Source organism: Persicitalea jodogahamensis (assembly GCF_014651615.1).
Classification (GTDB): Bacteria; Bacteroidota; Bacteroidia; order Cytophagales; family Spirosomataceae; genus Persicitalea; species Persicitalea jodogahamensis.
On the sequence record NZ_BMXF01000002.1, the window covers coordinates 1,057,093 to 1,076,089 of the forward strand.

The 18,997-nt window shown below is 52.2% G+C and carries 11 protein-coding genes; 7 read left to right on the top strand and 4 right to left on the bottom strand.

From position 1 onward, the window contains the following. Window position 1: 1 nt before the first annotated feature. From IE117_RS14620 to IE117_RS14635, 4 genes are all read right to left on the bottom strand, one after another. Entirely contained in the window at window positions 2-3,412 is a 3,411-nt protein-coding gene (locus tag IE117_RS14620; RefSeq protein WP_189565170.1) for a TonB-dependent receptor, read from the bottom strand. 243 nt (window positions 3,413-3,655) lie between these two features. Further along, on the bottom strand, window positions 3,656-4,762 hold the full coding sequence (locus IE117_RS14625; RefSeq protein ID WP_189565171.1) for a FecR family protein: 1,107 nt from the start codon (window positions 4,760-4,762) through the stop codon (window positions 3,656-3,658). A 67-nt stretch (window positions 4,763-4,829) separates the two neighbouring features. After that, the gene (locus tag IE117_RS14630) at window positions 4,830-5,450 is read right to left on the bottom strand and encodes an RNA polymerase sigma factor (RefSeq protein WP_189565172.1); all 621 of its coding nucleotides are present in this window, start codon (window positions 5,448-5,450) and stop codon (window positions 4,830-4,832) included. 210 nt (window positions 5,451-5,660) lie between these two features. Next, a complete protein-coding gene (locus IE117_RS14635; RefSeq protein WP_189565173.1) occupies window positions 5,661-6,572 on the bottom strand; it encodes an ABC transporter substrate-binding protein in 912 nt (303 codons plus the stop codon). Window positions 6,573-6,907: 335 nt separating this feature from the next. Between IE117_RS14635 and IE117_RS14640 the strand changes: the two genes are divergently transcribed. The 7 genes from IE117_RS14640 (at window position 6,908) to IE117_RS14670 (ending at window position 18,996) form a co-directional block, all read left to right on the top strand. Next, window positions 6,908-9,394 carry a zinc-dependent metalloprotease gene (locus tag IE117_RS14640; protein ID WP_189565174.1) on the top strand — a complete coding sequence of 829 codons (2,487 nt, stop codon included), beginning with the start codon at window positions 6,908-6,910 and terminating at the stop codon, window positions 9,392-9,394. A gap of 128 nt (window positions 9,395-9,522) precedes the next feature. Then, entirely contained in the window at window positions 9,523-10,908 is a 1,386-nt protein-coding gene (locus tag IE117_RS14645; RefSeq protein ID WP_189565175.1) for a hypothetical protein, read from the top strand. Window positions 10,909-11,171: 263 nt separating this feature from the next. Continuing rightward, window positions 11,172-11,777 carry an RNA polymerase sigma factor gene (locus IE117_RS14650; protein WP_189565176.1) on the top strand — a complete coding sequence of 202 codons (606 nt, stop codon included), beginning with the start codon at window positions 11,172-11,174 and terminating at the stop codon, window positions 11,775-11,777. A 116-nt stretch (window positions 11,778-11,893) separates the two neighbouring features. After that, on the top strand, window positions 11,894-12,928 hold the full coding sequence (locus tag IE117_RS14655; protein WP_189565177.1) for a FecR family protein: 1,035 nt from the start codon (window positions 11,894-11,896) through the stop codon (window positions 12,926-12,928). A 67-nt stretch (window positions 12,929-12,995) separates the two neighbouring features. Beyond that, window positions 12,996-16,505, top strand: coding sequence for a SusC/RagA family TonB-linked outer membrane protein (locus tag IE117_RS14660; RefSeq protein WP_229580890.1), 3,510 nt, complete (start codon window positions 12,996-12,998; stop codon window positions 16,503-16,505). 20 nt (window positions 16,506-16,525) lie between these two features. Continuing rightward, on the top strand, window positions 16,526-18,037 hold the full coding sequence (locus tag IE117_RS14665; RefSeq protein ID WP_189565178.1) for a RagB/SusD family nutrient uptake outer membrane protein: 1,512 nt from the start codon (window positions 16,526-16,528) through the stop codon (window positions 18,035-18,037). Continuing rightward, window positions 18,037-18,996, top strand: coding sequence for a glycerophosphodiester phosphodiesterase family protein (locus IE117_RS14670; RefSeq protein WP_189565179.1), 960 nt, complete (start codon window positions 18,037-18,039; stop codon window positions 18,994-18,996). Before IE117_RS14665 ends, IE117_RS14670 begins: the two co-directional genes overlap by 1 nt. The last annotated feature ends 1 nt before the right edge of the window (window position 18,997 follow it).

Sequence of the window (18,997 nt, forward strand, 5' to 3'; positions counted from 1 at the left end):
ATTAAAATTGAACAGAAACCCCAAAAACGATGGAAGTGGTGATCGGGTAGGAGAAAGAACTCATTTCTGGGTCCCAGCCTTTTGGGAAATTGTGGATAGAAAATACATCGGTTGCGGTGCCGTACAGGCGGAGGTTCTGGATACCTATCCGCTTGGTAAGTGCATTGGGTATTCTGTAACTCAAACTGATGTTTTTCATTCGTAAGTAGGCTCCGTTGATAAGCCAGAAGTCGGACATGGTGTAGTTGTTACCGGACAGCGTATTGGTATACCGGGGGTAGATGGCGTTGCGGTTCTGCTCCTCGGTATTGTAAGAACTCCACGAGTTGCCGTCGAGGATCGCCGGGAAGTTTCCCCAGTTTTCCTGCAAAGGCCTTACGATATGCGAGCCTAAGCGCGAGTTTTGTTTACCCACCCCTTGAAGTACCACCCCCAGGCTCCAGTTCTTGTAGCTCAGGTTAAAATTGGCTCCGTACATGAGCCGGGGTAGAGATCCGCCCAGCAGGACGCGATCGTATTCGGGCGAGATGCGCCCGTCGGGTGTCCCTTCGGGGCCACTTATATCCCGGTACTTCACGTCGCCCGGCTTCACATTGGCGTTGAGTTTGGGCGAGTTGTCCACTTCGTCCTGGGTTTGGTAAAGCCCATCAGAGACGTATCCAAACCATTCGTTGAATTCGCTACCTTGAATCTTGATTTGATCACCCAGGAATTCCGTTCCGCCCAAGTCGCCCATTTTCGAACGGAAATCGGATAGGTTGAAGGAGGCCGAATAGCTGAAGTCACCCTTGCGTTCGTTCCAGCTAATCTGTCCTTCCCACCCATTGGTGTGCATCTTTCCGGTGTTTTGGTTAGGATTGTCAAATCCCAGGAACATAGGAATCTGGAGCTGCAGAAGCATATCCCGGGTTGTTTTCTTGTAGTAATCGCCTGTCACTTTCAGGCGATCCTGAAAAAAGTTGGCATCAAAACCAATGTCGAACGACTCAGTCGTTTCCCAGGATATATCCCGGATGGCGTACTGCCACTGGGCGGCTGATTGGGCAGATATAATATCATTCCCCCGGTAGAACAAAGAGTTGTTCTCGAACTGCAGAATGGAATGATAGGGGTAGTTACCGATCCGTTCGTTACCCAGAGAACCCCAGGAGGCACGTAGTTTAAGGTAAGAGAGCCACTTGGAAACGCTGCCCTTCATGAACGACTCTTCGGAGACAGCCCAGCCCGCCGAAAAGGATGGGAAGGCCCCCCAGCGGTATCCCGGAGCAAAGCGGGAAGAGGCGTCGTACCGGATGTTGGCCTGGAATAGGTACTTACTGTTGTAGTTGTACATCACCCGCCCAAACCAGGAGCGGTAGGCATTCTCCGAGGCTCCTCCGCTGTTGTTACGAAATTCCAGGGGGCCGATGTCCAGGTATGGGTACGAGCTCAGCAGGTACTGATCCCGGGAAGCCCCAAGCCTCTCGTTGAAGGCGTAGTAGTATTCGTAACCAGCCAGGAGGCTAAATCCATTCTTGCCAAACTGTTTGTCATAGTTGGCCAGGAATTGGGTAGTATATCGGTAGTTGTCGTTGCGATCCTCGTCCAGGTTGGTTTGGTTATATCCGTTCAGAAATCCCAACTGGCGATCCGGATCGTTCGAGGCCGAGTAGGGTACTTTGGTTCTGAAATTTTTCACCTTATCGAAGTTGAAAAAAGGAGAAAGTATTCCCGAGAATTTCAAGCCAGCAATTGGGGTGAAATTAATGCCTATTTTTCCCCCTACCTGGTTGTACCAGGCGTGATTAAATCCGCCGTAATGCAACATACCGTAGATATTATCTCCGTCTTTACCGGAAGCTAACCGGCCATCGGCCCACGTTGCAGCATAAATGGGCGGAGTGATTCCGACCCGGTAAAGGGGATCGACAGTAGGTTGTTTGACCACCGAGCGCCGGAAGTTCAGGTCGACAGATGCCGACAGAAATTTATTGATGGTGATATCGTTGTTGATCCGGGCGGTCACTCGCTGGTAGTCCCGGTCGGCATAGAGTGCTTCGGTCTTATCGTACCCCAGCGAAACACGGGTACTGATGGCCTTTCCTGCTGCAGAAATGCTCAAAATGTGGCTGTTTCTGGGAGCAGAATTTCGCAAAATCAGCGATCGCCAGTCGGTATTGGGGTATAAGTCTGGGTCCTCGGCGTGCAACCGGGAGTAGTTATCTACGACGTCTTTGGAATACGTAGGGTACTCATTGGCGTTATTATTGTTATCGTTCCAGCGCAACTCGTTGGAAAGCTGCATGTAGCGCACTACATCGACATAGTCAGGAAGTACCGTGGGTTTTTCTAAACCATACTCCGCTGTGTACTCCAGGTTCAGTTGTCCGTTCTTGGCTCGCTTGGTCGTAACAAGAATGACGCCGGCTGCCGCCCGTGAGCCATAAATTGAAGCCGAGGCGGCGTCTTTAAGGACTGAGATGCTCTCGACGTCGTTGGGGTTTATGGAATTGATGTCGTCAATCGGGACACCATCCAGGATAATGAGGGGATTGGCACCCGCGTCAGTGATCGTGGTAATGCCCCGCACCCGGATCTGAGCAGTCGCGCCCGGTGCGTTACTGCTGCGCGTCACCATCACACCGGGCATAGAGCCCTGAAGGGCCTGTGAAATCTGGGTCGTTTTGCGGTTGGTGATAGCTTCGCCCTGTACCATCGAAACTGCCCCCGTGAGATCCTTCTTTTGCACGGTACCGTAGCCAACCACCACTAACTCTTCCAGGGCTTTAGTGTCAGCTTCGAGGGAAATATCTATCGTGGTTTGGTTTCCTACCGCTATTTCTCGGGATAGGTACCCCACATAGGAGAAAATCAGGGTGGCGGGGCCATCGGGTAGATTAATGGTATATTCACCGTCTACATTTGTCGTGGTACCGCGCTGGGTACTTTTCACGACTATGCTCACGCCGGGTAATCCGGCGCCCTTTTCGTCTGTAACAGTTCCGGTGATTCGGCGGTCGGGCGGAACGACCGGAATCAGCAACAGAGGCTTAGAAATTTCGTAAGAAACCGCCAATTTACTCAGGACGATTTCCTTACCGATTACTTTGTACTTCAGTTTCAGCGGTGTCAGCAATTTTTCCAGTACCTCACCTAAGGGTTCATTTTGGGCCGACAGCGTCACATGGGGCTCATTCTCAATGAGCCGGGGGCGGTACGTGAAGCGAACCTTGGTTTTCTGCTCGATGTCCGATAGTACGGACTTGACTTCACGGTTCACCGCGTTCAGACTTACCTTCTGATTCAGCAGTTCTTGCGCCGAGGCGTCGCGGGCTTGGGTAAGCCCCGCGAAAATCAACGCAATGCAGAGCTGAACAAGCGAGATTTTCATGAGCAGGAACAGTTTTCCTTGTTTTTGTAAGGTTTTTTTCATTGTTTGAAAGGTTTTTGGGTTTTAAGAGATCGCAAAAACACTCCTTGCCACCGCTGCAAACGGTTTGTGCTGCAAACACAAAGCGAGGAATCTTTTTTCAGGCCAGCGACGCTGCAACCGTCGCTGGCCTTTTTTTGGATTAGGTAGTTTGTTACATAGGCATTATTTTGTTTTAAATGATAGAATGATAGAATGATAGAATAGACGTAAGCTGGCGAAAGCAATATTCACTCATTCTATCATTCAATATTGATTACATCCCCTCCCGGTGACTACTACCTGCGCGTCCACCACTTTGTAGGTGGCGCCGATGCCTTCACAAATCACTTCCAGCTTGTCGAATAGTGTTTCGGCGGAGAGCGAGGTAGTCAGGTGGCAGCTGGCCATGACTTCTTCGTCGAAGACGATATCCACGCCATACGCTTTTTCCAGGGCCGCGAAAATCTGGCTGACGGGGGCATCGTCGAAGGAATATTGTCGCAATTCTTCTTTGGTGAGCAACACAGTTGGCTTATCTATGAGTGTCCGGTTGAAACGCTCTTCGGCGCGGGCAAAGTTGACTTCCTGGTTAGGCGTAAGCAGCATCCCTGCCGTTTCGGGGTCCGTGTTTTTTTTTGCTTTTTTAGGATACACCGACACCCGTCCGGTTTTGACTGACACCACTATATTCTTCGCTTTTTCAAAAGCCTGTATCCGAAAGCTGGTGCCCAAAACCTTGGTGACTAATTCATTGGTATAGACTAAAAAAGGCTTGTCAGGATTTTTAGTCACGTCGAAAAAGGCGGCCCCGGTCAGGTAGACCTCGCGGTTTTTACCCACAAAGCTTTTTGCAAAACTCAACCGGCTATCTTTTTCGAGTGTGATGGTACTTCCATCGGGAAGTTCGACCAGGCGTGGCTGAGCAGAAGTATTGACTACCTCTTGCAAAGGCTGAATGGATTCCGCCTCCCTCACAAGTGCCTGATAGGACTCTGGCGCGCCTGAATTTGAAAAAGCGATCAAGTACCAACTCACGCCCAACGCCAGAACTACCGCCGCCGCTGCCGCCCAACGTTGCCAGCCATTGGCCATAAAACCCATTCTACGAATTGGCGAAGCAGACAGGTTTTCCTCGATAGCCTCCCAGATTTGCTCCGCTTCTTCCGAAGCGGGGGGGATCGCTCTGCCTTCCTCGATCAGCAATTGAACCGTTTGCCGGGCCTGCTGCAGTACTGGCTGCTGGTAAGGGAATACTTCCAGGTACTCCTGCCAATACTGATTGGAGGAAGCTGTTGGCCGACGAACCCATTCAATGAAATCGGCGTCGGCCACAAAGTCGGCGGTTTGGAAGGAGGCGTATTTTTGATACATAGTACAAATCGTTCTTGCCCCCTAAATCGGGGGAAAGTCTTTTTGTACTGTTTTTTGTAAAAAAAATTTAAAGTTTTTTGAAAAATTCGGCAAGAACAAAGAGGAGGAAGAATCCTTCGCCGAAGAAATCACGCAAGCGTCCGATCGCCTGGTATAGTAAATTTCGCACCGACTGATTGTTGATTTCCAGAAGTTTGGCTATTTCATCAGCATTGAAATCATGATAATAGCGTAGCTGAATTACTTCCTGCTGCCGCTTGGGCAAGCGGTCGATAGCAGCGCGTAGCCTGGCTGCCTGTTCCGTTTGCTTCTCCTGCGCAATCCAGGTGTTCTCTACGGACAGCTCTGCCAGAATATCCTGAGGGGCCAATTGCAGGTCGGTCGCCAATTGGGAAGATTTTCCGGCGTTGCGGATGATCCGATTGCGCAGTGATCGGTAAAGGTAGAACTTTACTGAGTCGGTGGGAGAGAGGTTACCGCGGTGTGCCCAAAGGTGCAGGAACAGATCCTGGATGCTGTCTCGAATCAGTTGGCGGTCGTTGGTGATTCGATACCCATACGAGAGCAATTCCTGAATGTGCTGGTCATAGATTTGCCCGAAAGCCGCGCGGTCGCCATCCCGAAACGCGTTCCAGCGTTCGGTGTCTTCTGTTTGAAGCAGGCTGCGTTGAATGGGCTGTGTGGGCAAAGGGAGGAAGCTAGCTAATGAAAAATGTGCTAGTAAAGATAGGAATGTTTATGGAATTATGGAATCCGCTTTCCCAATTCAGCCTTCAAACGATCGTAGTCTACCTTCGAATGATGCCGGGGGGCACGCGGAATTCGCTCACTACCGTTTTGTGGTCAACTGATTTTTCCATTTCGATCATGAAGGGAGCTACCTATAAGACACCCGTATTTATTTAAGAAGACTATTGGTAAAAAGCTCAAAGTGAAGTACAGCTTCATCCTCTAACTTATGCTCCACCAGCCAGTTCAGAAATCGGTCGATACGACTTTTCTCCATAACGCCCCAATTTCCCTCGTTTCCGTAGTAAGGCAATACGTATTCTTGACTTTTGCCCACGTTGATCATCTTGATATCCCGCTCGGGCAGGTGGTTGGTAAGGATACCGACGGCCTGCGTCGGCTTGGCGATTGCCGATTGAAATCCCCGCTTGGTCGCTTGCAGAAAGGCTTTGTACACTTCAGTGTTTTCTGATAGGCCCTCTTTGGTCGTCAGAATGACCGGCGAGTAGGCGTATGGGATGCCGTAGTCAGCCAATCTGAAATGAGTAAGGGGTAGCCCGTTGCTTTCCGCCTCTATTCCCTCCCAATTGTCGAATATCCACGTCGAATCTGCTTCGTTGTTTACCAGTGTATCCCAGATTCCAAGCTTGGCTGGATACACGATGTCAAGGTCCCCGGTGCCGCCATCGTTAATAATCATTTGTGTCACGATGGCATCCTCATATCTGGCCTGGTAAGACGCGTAGGTACGCCCGGACAAATCGCGGGGGCGGGTAATCCCGCTGCCGGTCAGGGTCACGATGGAGCTGATGTCTTCTTGTAATAGAGCGGCGATCGCAAACGCGTTTACTTTTCTGGCTTTGGTATTCAGGCTGATGACACTCTCAAAAGGTGCGATGGCAAAATCGCATTCGCCCAACTCAAGTTTCTTCGCTGGTGTGGTAGCGTACCCGTCGCTGGCTGGGGATAGAATGTCGACATCCAATCCGGCTTCAGTGTAAAAACCCAGTTCCTTTGCCACAAAAAAGCCAGTATGGTTGGTATTGGGCGTCCAGTCGAGGGCGAGCGTTACTTTATTCATAGGAATTTCGCTAGTTGAATCGGATGTGGATGAGTGGGCAATTGTCTCTGTTTTTTGGATGCTCTTTTTTGTAAAAAAAGTCGTTCCAACCGCAAGAAGCAGGAACACCCTTGAAACAATTTATTGACTCGCTAAGCCAACATCCAGGTCCATCTCTTTGCGTTAAAATATCCTTAGCGTCCGTTTTCGAGGAAGCAGTAGTTTTTCCAATAGAAACAACCTTACAATCCTAAAAATCACCTCCCTTACATTTTCTATCACTAAACTCAGAATATCCGCTCCCGGCCTTTATCCTTTCCACCATTCCCCTTATATTGAACCCTAAAAACAAAACTATGCAAATACGATACTACTATCTTCTGCTGGCCGCATTACTGACTAGTCTGGGGGTTCGGGCGCAAACGCCCACCATCGAAAAACATACCGAAGGCATGACGAAACAGGACGGCTACATGCCGTTTTACTACGATGCCAAAAAAGGTAAGATCTGGCTGGAAATCAGTAAGCTGGATACGGAACTACTCTACTACCCGACGCTGGCCCAGGGGGTGGGCTCCAACGACATCGGCCTCGACCGGGGGCGACTGGGCAACGAACACATTGTAAAGTTCCAGCGCAGCGGACCAAAAATCCTGATGGTGGAGCCCAACTACGCCTACCGTGCTCTGTCTGACGACCCGCTTGAGCGGCAGGCGGTTGCCGAATCCTTTGCGCAGTCGGTGCTGTGGGGCTTTGAGGTCGCCGCCGAATCGGGCAATCGCGTGCTGGTGGAACTCACGCCTTTTTTGATGCAGGATGCTGTCAATGCCGCCCAGGCCATCAGCCGTACCAAGCAGGGTACTTTCAAAATGGATGCCTCCCGCTCGGCCTTGTTCATGGACCGGACTAAGAATTTTCCCAAAAACACCGAATTCGAAACCCTCATTACCCTCACGGGTGATAATCCGGGGGGCTACCTGCGGTCGGTGGTACCTTCGGCCAATGCCGTCACCATGCACCAGCACCATTCGTTTGTCGAGTTGCCCGACGACGGCTACCAAACCCGCGCCTTCGACCCGCGGTCGGGCGTGAATGGCATTGAGTTTTTCGACTACGCCTCGCCGGTGGGCGATCCGCTCATCAAGCGCTACATTTCGCGCCACCGTTTGCAGAAGAAAAATCCCAACGCCGCCGTGAGCGAGGCGGTGAAGCCGATTATCTACTATATGGATCCCGGTGCACCCGAGCCCATCCGTTCGGCATTGATGGAAGGTACGGCCTGGTGGAATCAGGCCTTCGAGGCGGCGGGCTACAAGAATGCCTTTCAGGTCAAACTCCTGCCCCCTGATGCCGACCCGATGGACATCCGCTACAATCTGATTCAGTGGGTGCACCGCTCCACGCGCGGTTGGTCGTACGGCGGGAGTATTTCGGACCCGCGCACGGGTGAGATTCTGAAGGGAAAGGTGACTCTCGGCTCGCTGCGGGTACGGCAGGATTTCCTGATCGCCCAGGGGCTGGTGGCTAAGTACGAAGAAGGGAAAAAAGTGTCAGACGAAATGATGGCGCTCTCGCTGGCGCGGCTGCGGCAGTTGGCGGCGCACGAGGTGGGCCACACGCTGGGACTACCGCACAACTACATTGCCAGCACCAATGGTCGCGCTTCGGTGATGGACTACCCGCACCCGCAGGTAGATATCAAGAGTGACGGCACGCTCGACCTGTCGGATTCTTACGCCAAAGGCATTGGTTCCTGGGATAAAATCGCGATCAACTACGCCTACCGCGAGTTTCCGAAGGGTAGTAACGAGAAGGATTCTCTGAGTAAAATCATCACCGACTATCTGAAAATCGGCGAAGGTTTCCTTACGGATCAGGACGCTCGCCCGGCGGGTAGTTCGCATTCCAAAACCCACCTTTGGGATGGCGGTCGCAATGCGGTGGACGAGTTGGACCGAGTTATGAAAGTGCGGCAAATCGCCCTGGACAATTTCTCGGAAAAGAAAATTCCGGTTGGAATGCCGCTGGCCACTTTGCAGGAAGTGCTGGTGCCAATGTACCTTTTCCATCGTTACCAGGTAGAGGCGGCCGCTAAGGTGATCGGCGGCGTGGACTACACGTACGCCCTGCGCGGCGACGGACAAGTGGCCCAAAAGCCCGTGGACGGACGCGAGCAGCGGCGCGCTTTGCAAGCCGTGTTGGCCTCCATGCAGCCCGAAGTACTGGCTTTGCCCCGTCCGATTCTGGCCTTGCTACCCCCGCGTCCGTTTGGCTTCGATGGGAATTCACGCGAATTATTCTCAGGTCGGACAGGCCTGACGTTTGATCCGCTGGCTCCCGCCGAAGCAGCTACTGCTTTGACTTTGAGTTTTGTGCTGCACCCGCAGCGCGCCAGTCGGCTGGAAGCGCAGAAAGCGGTGGACCCGTCGTTGCCCGGCCTGAGCGAGGTAGTGGATGCGCTGGTCAATCAGACCTGGAAGCGTAGCTCAAATTCACGGAGCCGGTCCGGAAGCGGCGATGCCTACGAGGCTGCGGTCCTGCGCCAGACGGAAAGCATGGTCGTGCAGGAGTTAATGAATCTGGCTTCTTCGGAAGCGGCTTCTTCGGCGGCGCGGTCGATGGCGTATTTCAAGCTCAACCAGTTGAAGGAATGGATGCAGGAGCAACAAGTTTTTCCTGCCGAACAGGATCACGCCCAGCTGGTGTACACTCTGCAAAAAATCGATTTATTTGAAAAAGGCGACAAAGAGGGCATGCCCAATCTAAAGCCCAACGACGCGCCCGACGGCTCACCTATTGACCCTGGTCAAGAGTGGCTTGAGCCATTCTGTGGGTGGAAGTAGATGCGTATTTGACCGCGGGGACGGGCGAGCGAAGGGTCACTATCCTTCGCTCGCCCGTCCCCGCGGTTTTTTATTTTCAGTACTTTTGGGCAAAACACAACCGACACAACCCAAGCGTACCGATACGAATGAAAAATAACCTCTGGCTAATATTCCTCATTTCTATTCCGGCCTTTGCCCAGGAAAAAAAGAAAGAAGACCCAAACATCCGCAACGATCTGCGCTATAACCTCAACGAATCCGGTTCCCACTATTTCAAAGTTACGTTTCTGAATCAGACCTGGTTGCGATTCAACGAAAGCAATCCAGGAACTACCTCACTTGGCGACCCTGCCGCCCAGACCTTCGACATTGGGCTACGCCGTACCCGCATTCAAATGTTCGGGCAAATCACCGACCGCGTGTTTTTGTACACCCAATTCGGCATGAACAATTTTAACAAAAACAACGCCTTTCCCGGCTACAACGCCAACGGTACGCCCAGCAACCGAAAGATTGCAGCCTTTTTTCACGATGCGCTGGGCGAGTACGAAGTCCATCGGCAGGGTACTAATTTTGTGCGCTTCGGTGGCGGCCTGACGATCGTCGGCGGTTTGTCACGCTTTTCGCAGCCCAGCATCGGTACCATCATGACCATGGATGTCCCCGTTTTTGCCCAGGCCACGGTCGACCAAACCGATGAATTTGGGCGCAAATTGAGCGTGTATAGCCGGGGGCAACTGGGCAAGTTCAACTACCGCGTGGACGTGACGGACCCTTTTCCCATTGAAACCAACGGCAGTACGCCACCCGCTCTGGGGCCGAATGCCACCTTTGCCCGTAAAAATCACAAGAAGCAGTTTCAGGGACTGTTCATCTATAACATCTTCGATACCGAGGACAATACTACCCCCGGCTACATGACGGGAACCCACCTCGGGAAGCGTAAAGTGTTGAACCTGGAGGCAGGGTTTGTGACGCAAAAAAATGCGACTTGGACCAAGGAAACAGCTGCTTCCGATACGGTTTATACTAACCTTAATTTGTGGTCGGTTGCGGCTTATCTTGATATGCCGCTCGACAAGGAAAAAGGAACGGCTATCTCGTCATACCTGGGTTATTTCAGTACAGACTATGGGAAAGGCTACCTCCGCTACAATGGCCTGATGAATCCTGCCACGGGCACTACCCAACCGCTGCCGGGCGTGGGCAGTACGCAAGGCAACGCCTACCCGATGTTTGGCACAGGAAATGTGATTTATGGACAACTGGGCTATAAAATGGCTGAGGGTTTGCTCGGTGAGCAGGGTACTTTGCAGCCTTATGTCTCGGTGCAGCATTCCAGCTACGATCGTCTGGAAAAGGGGATGAATCTGGTGAACTTGGGCATGAACTGGTTGATGAAAGGCCACACGGCGAAACTGAGCCTGAACTACGAGAACCGGCCCATCTACCGGGCTTCGTCAACTCCGAATAGGCTGACGACCGACGGTCGCCGCGGGGCGTTGATCATGCAGTACCAGATTTCGATTTAATACTACTGATTTGTTACAAATAGGTAAGTGGCCTTCTGCTTGGCATTTGGTCAGAGCAAAAAAGCGCCGGGACATGTCCCGGCGCTTTTTTGGGTTTTGTCCGTTGTTAAATGGCAGAACCTGCTTTTATCGAATGAATAATTGTATTTAACTAATTTATTTTTCAATTTTAAAGATTCCTTAATGTGGAATATTTCAGTGGCGCAGCAACGATGCGTACCTTTCGGGCCAGGCAACGTACTGCTTTAAGATAAAATAATCCTATGTCTCCTTCTTCTGCCACAAACGACTCTGAGCTGTGGAATGCTTTCCGGGCGGGGGACAGGAATGCACTGGATCTGGTCTATCAGCAGCAGGTCAGAGCGCTTTACAACTACGGTTTTAAGCTTACGCAGAACCGCGACCTTGTGGAAGATTGCATTCAGGATATTTTTGTGGAGCTGTGGGAAAAACGGGAACGTTTAGGGACAACGGACTCGATTCGGTACTATCTCTTCAAAGTACTGCGCCGGACTTTGCTGCGGCGTCAGGCGCAAAATAACCGGCAATCGACCGGTACTGCTTTTCTGGAGAATGTACTTTCTGAGGATTCTTTCGAGGTGCGCCTGATCGTGGAGCAATCCTCGGCCCGAACCAGTTCTATTTTACAGAAAGCACTCGACCGTCTTTCGGGCCGTCAGCGGGAAGTGATACTGCTGCGCTTCTATAATGAGCTAACATTCGAGGAAATTGCCCATACGATGGATATCGACGTCAAGTCAGTGTACAAATTGACCTATAAGGCGCTAGGATCGCTGAAAAAGAAAATGACCTCCTCTAATGTGCTGATCGGCAGCTCCATAATTCTGATCCTGCTTTACTTCCTATAAGCGCTGTTTCGCCGCTTTTTCAAAAAAATAGCAGCTTTCTCTAATTTTTTTGAAAAAAACAGGGATACTTTCTGCTCTTTCTCCCATTTCCTGTCGTACAACAGCTTTTCTTCTTCATGAAGTATGACGACTATTCTCTGGAGGATTTCCTGACGGATGATTTCTTTCTCAACTGGGTAAGGCATCCCGACCCTTCCAACACGGCTTTCTGGACCAACTGGCAGAAAGAAAATCCTGCCCGGGTTCCGGTAGTGCAGGAAGCCGCAGCCCTCATCCAATCGTTGGATTTTACACCGGATGAAATTTCCGAAGCCAGCGTGGCCCGGATGAATTCCGCGATTCAACAAAGGATCGACGAGAGAGAGAAAGTGATTCCTCTGGCGGGCCAATCGTACAATACCCGCAGATGGTACTGGCTGGCGGCTTCGGTGGCTTTGATCGCGGGCCTTGTCGCTTTCCTTTATCCCAATCTGCTCTCCGAACCCAATGTGCTGATCAGCAGTGGTTACGGTGAGACGAAGATTGTATTTCTGCCCGATAGTTCGCGTGTGACCCTGAATGCCAACTCCCGGCTTTCCTACGCCAAAGACTGGCAGAAGGGTAGCCGTGATGTGCACCTGGAAGGTGAAGCTTTCTTTGAAGTAAGGAAAGTGGTTCAGGAAACAGCCGAAGCCGGTTCGGCTCCTGCCTATCGCAAGTTCCGGGTACGGACCGAGGAGGTAACCGTGGAAGTGCTGGGAACCACCTTCGACGTGCGGCACCGGCGCGGAGAAACGAAGGTAGTTTTGAAAACCGGCAAGGTGAAGGTGTTGGACAACGTAGCCGGGAAAGCCGTGATGATGAAACCGGGCGATATGGTTCGGGCCAGCCAGCAGGCGTTGGTCAAAGAAGTAGTGAACCCAGCCACGCACACCGCCTGGAAGGATAACCTGCTGATATTCGACGATATATCGTTGGACGAAATCGCCGGGTTGCTGGAAGACAACTACGATTTTGAGGTGAAAATCGAGACTAGTCAGCTGGGCCAAAAAACCTTCCGGGGTACTTTCCCGGCGGATGACGTCCAGCTCCTGCTCCAGACTCTGTCCAAAACGCTCGACGCGGACATCGACTACGAGCAGAAGACAATCGTATTCAAAACCAAGCCCTAGGCCGGTGCCATTCAGTACGGGCTAAGAGTTAACTTTTTAATTATCAAATCAATAAACTTCAAAATCAATGAAAAATTCGTTACTTATCAAGGCCTTGCTTTGGGTGGGTGTGTTATCGATGGGCGGCGTAATGCCAGCCATTGGTAGCGGTGAGAAAGCCCACCTGGAAGCACAGAAACCTGACCTGGCTCTGAAAGCCCGGACCTTGCAGGCTGTGCTGCGCGATCTGCAGAAAAAATACAAGGTATACCTCAACTACGAAGTCGAGGTAGTCAAAGGCAGAACGGTGAGTTCGGTGTCCTTTGAGCAGGCGACGAACATCGACGAGAGTTTGCAACGGTTGCTCAATCCGCTGGGACTGAGATATGAAAAACTACGGGAAAGGTACTACGTCATTTATCCCAAAGAGCCTGAAAGCCGGGTAGTTCCCAGTCAGCGGGAAACCTCCGACTCTTCCTCCAAGTTGGAAAATCTTGTTCGCACTTCGGGCCATACTCAACCTTACGAAAGGATCGTCCCCGCGAAGGTAGTTCAAACGGTGAGCGGGAGGGTGACGGATCAGGAAAATGGCCAGGGCCTGCCGGGCGTGAGCATCGTGGCGCAGGGAACGGTGCAGGGAACGGTCACGGATGCCGACGGAAAGTACAAAATCAGCCTGAATGACGACGTGAATACCCTGGTTTTCTCCTATATAGGTTACGTAACCAAGTCTGTCGAACTCAATGGCCGTCAACTACTCGACGTCTCCATGACCGCCGACATTCAGGCGTTGCAGGAAGTGGTGGTAGTGGGTTACGGTACCCAGAAGAAAAGCGTGGTGACCGGCGCCATTTCCAGTGTGAAAGCTACTGACCTCGAAAACCAACAGATCGGGCGTCTGGAACAGGCATTGCAGGGCCGGGCTTCGGGCCTCACGATTGCATCCAGTTCGGGTGCGCCCGGTTCCACGGCTACGGTCAGGATTCGGGGTACGACTTCACTGAACGAAGGCGCGAGCAACCCGCTATATGTCGTAGATGGCGTGGTGGTGGGCACAGGTGGCATCGATTACCTGAATCCAAGTGATATAGAATCCATTGAAGTGTTGAAAGATGCTGCTTCGGCGGCCATCTACGGCGCTCGTTCTTCCGCCGGGGTTATTCTGGTCACGACCAAGAAAGGTACCTCGGGAGGAATTCGGGTCAACTACAGCGGCTACTACGGCAGCCAGGCACCGGCTAAGAAACTCAACTTGCTGGATGCAACCCAATACGCCACGCTAATGAACGAGCAGGCGGTCAATGATGGCAAGAAAGCGCCTTTCGCCAATCCGTCATCGTTTGGTAAGGGCACCGATTGGCAGAAGTTGATTTTTGACAATAACGCCCGCATTCAGAACCACGAACTGAGCATTAGCGGCGGGACCGATCGCTCCACTTTTTATACCTCATTCGGCTACTACGACCAAGAGGGGATTGTTGCCTCGGAAGTCTCGGGCTTCAAGCGGTATAATATCCGGCTCAACTCTTCGCATAAAATCAAGGACTGGTTGGTTTTTGGCCAAACGCTCGGTTATTCGCACATCAATAACAAAAGTGGCGTCAACGCCAACAGCAATTTTGGCGGACCGCTGAGTTCGGCCATCATGCTCGATCCGATGACGCCTATCGTGGTTACTGACCCCGCACTGGCCAATGCCGTCCCTTATTCTACGCAGCCCGTGGTGCGGGATGCGGCAGGGAACCCCTACGGAATATCTGATAATGTGGCGCAGCAGGTGACCAATCCGCTGGCGTTCATCCAAACGGTACGGGGAAACTACAACTGGTCAGACGACATCGTGGGGAATGTGTTCGTGGAGGCAGAACCAATAAAAGGGCTGAAACTACGCTCCACGGTAGGAACGACGCTTTCTTTCAACGGCAACGAAAGTTTTTCGCCGATGAGTTATCTGAACTCCAACCAGATATCCACCCAAACCTCCTTCACCCGCTTCAACGGAAAAACCATGAACTGGAACCTGGAGAACACGGTGTCGTACCGGCGCACCACCGGAAAGCATGACTTTACGGCATTGGTGGGCCAGGGGGCCTATCTCGACAACAATTCCTCCGGCCTCACGGTGACCTACTTCAATCTGCCGGTCACTACTTTCGAGGAGGCTTCGATGAATTACAGTACTTCGGCCAACGACATCAATGCTTCCGGCTACGAAGGGATCAACCATAAGGTCAGTTCATTGTTCGGTCGCCTGACCTACAATTACAACGAAAAGTACCTGTTTACGGGCGTGCTGCGCCGGGACGGCTCGTCGCGTTTTGGTTTCAACAACCGTTTCGGCTACTTTCCATCGGCCTCCGTGGGCTGGGTCGCTTCCCAGGAAGACTTCTGGACGATCAAGAATACCATCAGTTTCCTGAAATTCCGGGCCTCCTACGGCTTGACGGGAAACGATGTGCTGGGTAATTTCCGGTACCTGTCCACCGTGGGTGGCGGCCGCAACTTCACCTTCGGGAACGACAACTATATTATCGGATACAGCCCCGATGCTCCCGCTAATCCTGACCTGCGCTGGGAACAAACCAGTCAGCTTAATTTCGGAGTCGACATGGTTCTTTTCCAGGATTGGAATCTGACCTTCGACTGGTACAACAAACTCACGACGGGCATCCTTCAGACTGTTTCCTTCCCCGGGTACGCTGGCGCGACGGGTTCATCTTTCGGAAACGTGGCCGACATGAGCAACCAGGGCGTTGAGCTGGAACTCGGCTACCGCAAGCAGGTCGGAGGCGTAAAGCTCAACTTGCGGGGGAATATCTCCTACCTGAAAAACGAAGTAAAGTACCTGGGTGAGGACAAAGAGTTTTTGCAGGGCGGTGCTACCTTACAGAATAGTACCTACGAACTTACCCGCACGGCAGTCGGCCATGCGATCGGCTCGTTCTACGGTTTCCAGACGCAGGGTATTTTTCAAAATCAGCAGGAAATCGAAGCCTACACGGGCCCCGACGGCAAGCCCGTTCAGCCGGCAGCCCAACCCGGCGATTTTCGCTGGGCGGACATTAACAACGACGGCCAGATCAATGCGGACGACCGCACGTTTATCGGCGATCCTATTCCTAACTGGTCTTTCGGCTTCACCGCGAATGCTACCTGGAAAAACTTTGACTTCCTGGTGTTCGGGCAAGGCGTAGCCGGCAACGATATTTTCCAGGGACTGCGCCGCCTGGATATTCCCACGGCCAACTGGCAAACCAGCGTTTTGGACCGCTGGACGGGAGAGGGTACTTCGGACTCTTACCCCCGCCTGACTACCAAGGATGCAAATAAAAATTTCGCCAATCCTTCTGATTTCCATCTTGAGCGCGGAGACTATTTCAGGATCAAAACAATGCAGGTTGGGTATACCTTGCCCAAGGCCATCTCGGGCAAAATCGGGCTGCAAAAGGCTCGGATTTACGTGAGCAGCAACAACTTGGTTACGTTCACCAAATACACTGGCTACGATCCTGAAATCGGGGGTAGCAATTATGGTATCGACCGGGCCATTTATCCGCAGTCGCGCTCGTTCCTGCTGGGTCTCAATCTTGGTTTTTAATTTTAAGAAAAACACAAAGTATGAAAAAGCAACAAATTATTTATACCGCCCTGCTGGCGACCAGCCTGCAGCTTCTGAGTTCGTGTCAGGAGAGTTTCCTGGACGTGGATACGAAGGCGACACAGGTCGAAACCAACTACTACAAGAATCCCGAGGAGGTCTTCAACGGTTTGGTGGCCGCTTATGACCCCATGGGTTGGGAAGGGACCGCCCAGTACGGCAACTTTGCCTGCCTGAATGCCGCCTCTGACGATTGCTATGGCGGCGGGGGCAGCTCTTCCGATGTACCCTTTCTGAATACCATGGACGCCTTCACATTGGACGCCGCCAACGGCCCGCAGCTCGATTTCTGGGAGAAAGATTTTGCCGGTATTTCCCGGGTAAACACCATTCTGAATAAAATGGAGGGCACTATTCCCGGACTTAGCGAGCCGGTTAAGAAGAGATACGCAGCCGAGGCCAAATTCCTGCGAGCCTACTACTACTTTGAACTGGTGCGCCTGTTTGGCAAAGTACCTATGTTCACCGCACCACTTGAAACGGGTGAGATTTATAACGTGACGCAGGCCACACCGGAGGCCGTTTACGCACAAATCGAAAAAGACCTGACCGAAGCGGTTGCCGAAACCAACCTGCCGGATAAAATAGTTGCCGCTACCGACGGCGGGCGCGTGACGGCGGGCATGGCCCGGGCATTGCTGGGAAAGGTGTATTTGTTCGAAAAGAAATGGGCAAAAGCAGCCGAACTGCTCGCTCAGGTCAACGGTACGCCAGGCGCCACCAACAAGTACGGCTATCAGTTGGTCAAAAATTTCAACGACTTGTTCAAACCAGATAACCCATTCAGCAGCGAATCGATTATCGAGATACCTCACACGTCCATCGCCGCGTCGGGCTGGGGAAACACTTCAAAGGTAGAAGGGCTGGTGGCCAGCAAAATGTTTGGCCCCCGCAGCTACAATGGCCCGGAATACTACTCGGGCTGGGGTGGATGCCCGATTACGCCAGGGCTTTACAATGCGCTGCACTACGACCCCCGTTTCAAAGCCACAGTGGCTGATGTGGATAGCCTGGTGAAGGCCAAAAAAGCCACCTATATTCCGGGCTATCAGGATACCGGACATTTCATTCAGAAATACGCGCCATTGAAGGTTTTTGAAAGCAAGGGGGCCGGACCTTCCGCGCTAAACTACCCGCAAAACTACATTGAAATGCGCCTGGCCGACACCTACCTCATGGAGGCGGAAGCGCTGGTGCAGGGAGGTGGCGACCTGGCGCGGGCAGCTACGCTGCTGAACGCCGTCCGTGCCCGCGTGGGCCTGAATTCTGTAGCCGCCACTTTGGAAAACATCTATAAAGAGCGCCGCCTGGAACTGGCTACCGAAGGCCACCGCTGGTATGATCTGGTGCGCACAGGCCGCGCCGCTACCATGCTGGCTTCGGAAGGGTTTGTGGCAGGGAAGAATGAACTGCTGCCCATTCCGCTGCCCGAGCTGAACAACACGAAACTCGTGCAAAACCCCCAATACTGATGCGCAGGATCTATGACCGGGGATACCGGATTTTACTACTGATTGTCGTTTTCGCTATCCCCGGCTTTACTTCGTTTGCCCAGACTTCAAAGCTTCACATTCTCGACCTTGAAAGCCCCGCTCAACTGCGGGCTTTCCTGCGTTTTAGTCCTGATCGAATTCCCTTTGTGAGCGCTCACCGGGGTGGGCCCAGGCCTGGTTTTCCCGAGAATTGCCTGGCTACTTTCGAGAATACAATGAAGTATACCTGGGCCATCCTGGAAATTGACCCGCGTTATACCAAAGACAGCGCGATTGTCCTCATGCACGATCCGACGCTCGACCGTACTACCACGGGCCAGGGAAAGGTGTCTGACTACACGCTTGAAGAATTGAGAAAGCTTCGGCTGAAAGACACGGAAGGACAGGTTACGGACTATTCTATTCCTACTCTTGGTGAAGCATTGGAATGGGCGAAGGGCAAAACGGTACTCATCATAGATCAGAAGGATGTACCCATTGCCGCCCGGGTGGAGGAAATCAGGAAGCATAAAGCGGAGGCCAATGCGATGGTTATGGCTTACAACTTTGACGATGCCAAACGTAGCTATGCCTTGAATCCAGACGTGATGATGGAGGTCTTCATCCCCGACCAGGCCGCCGCCGATCGGTTCGGACAAACGGGCGTTCCCTGGGAAAATATCGTCGCATTTGTCACCCACACGCAGCCAAAAGATCCTGCTATTTTCCCGTACTTACACGATAAGGGCGTGATGGCGATCATGGGTAGTTCCCGCACCATCGATAAGGATTTTGCCGAAAAAGAAATAGTAAAAAGTACCCTGAATAAGGGCTATACCGCCATTATCGACTCGGGGGGCGATATCATCGAAGCCGACCTTGCTATCGAGGCGGGCAAAGCACTGATGAAGCGCAAAAAGACCAAAAGTTCAAAAGATAAGTATTTCAGAATAAGATAAA

Coding starts and splice junctions, on each gene's coding strand:
- IE117_RS14640 (WP_189565174.1), top strand. CDS start 6,908: ATGCAAATACGATACTACTATCTTCTGCTGGCCGCATTACTGACTAGT.
- IE117_RS14655 (WP_189565177.1), top strand. CDS start 11,894: ATGAAGTATGACGACTATTCTCTGGAGGATTTCCTGACGGATGATTTC.
- IE117_RS14650 (WP_189565176.1), top strand. CDS start 11,172: ATGTCTCCTTCTTCTGCCACAAACGACTCTGAGCTGTGGAATGCTTTC.
- IE117_RS14670 (WP_189565179.1), top strand. CDS start 18,037: ATGCGCAGGATCTATGACCGGGGATACCGGATTTTACTACTGATTGTC.
- IE117_RS14635 (WP_189565173.1), bottom strand. CDS start 6,572: ATGAATAAAGTAACGCTCGCCCTCGACTGGACGCCCAATACCAACCAT.
- IE117_RS14665 (WP_189565178.1), top strand. CDS start 16,526: ATGAAAAAGCAACAAATTATTTATACCGCCCTGCTGGCGACCAGCCTG.
- IE117_RS14620 (WP_189565170.1), bottom strand. CDS start 3,412: ATGAAAAAAACCTTACAAAAACAAGGAAAACTGTTCCTGCTCATGAAA.
- IE117_RS14660 (WP_229580890.1), top strand. CDS start 12,996: ATGAAAAATTCGTTACTTATCAAGGCCTTGCTTTGGGTGGGTGTGTTA.
- IE117_RS14645 (WP_189565175.1), top strand. CDS start 9,523: ATGAAAAATAACCTCTGGCTAATATTCCTCATTTCTATTCCGGCCTTT.
- IE117_RS14625 (WP_189565171.1), bottom strand. CDS start 4,762: ATGTATCAAAAATACGCCTCCTTCCAAACCGCCGACTTTGTGGCCGAC.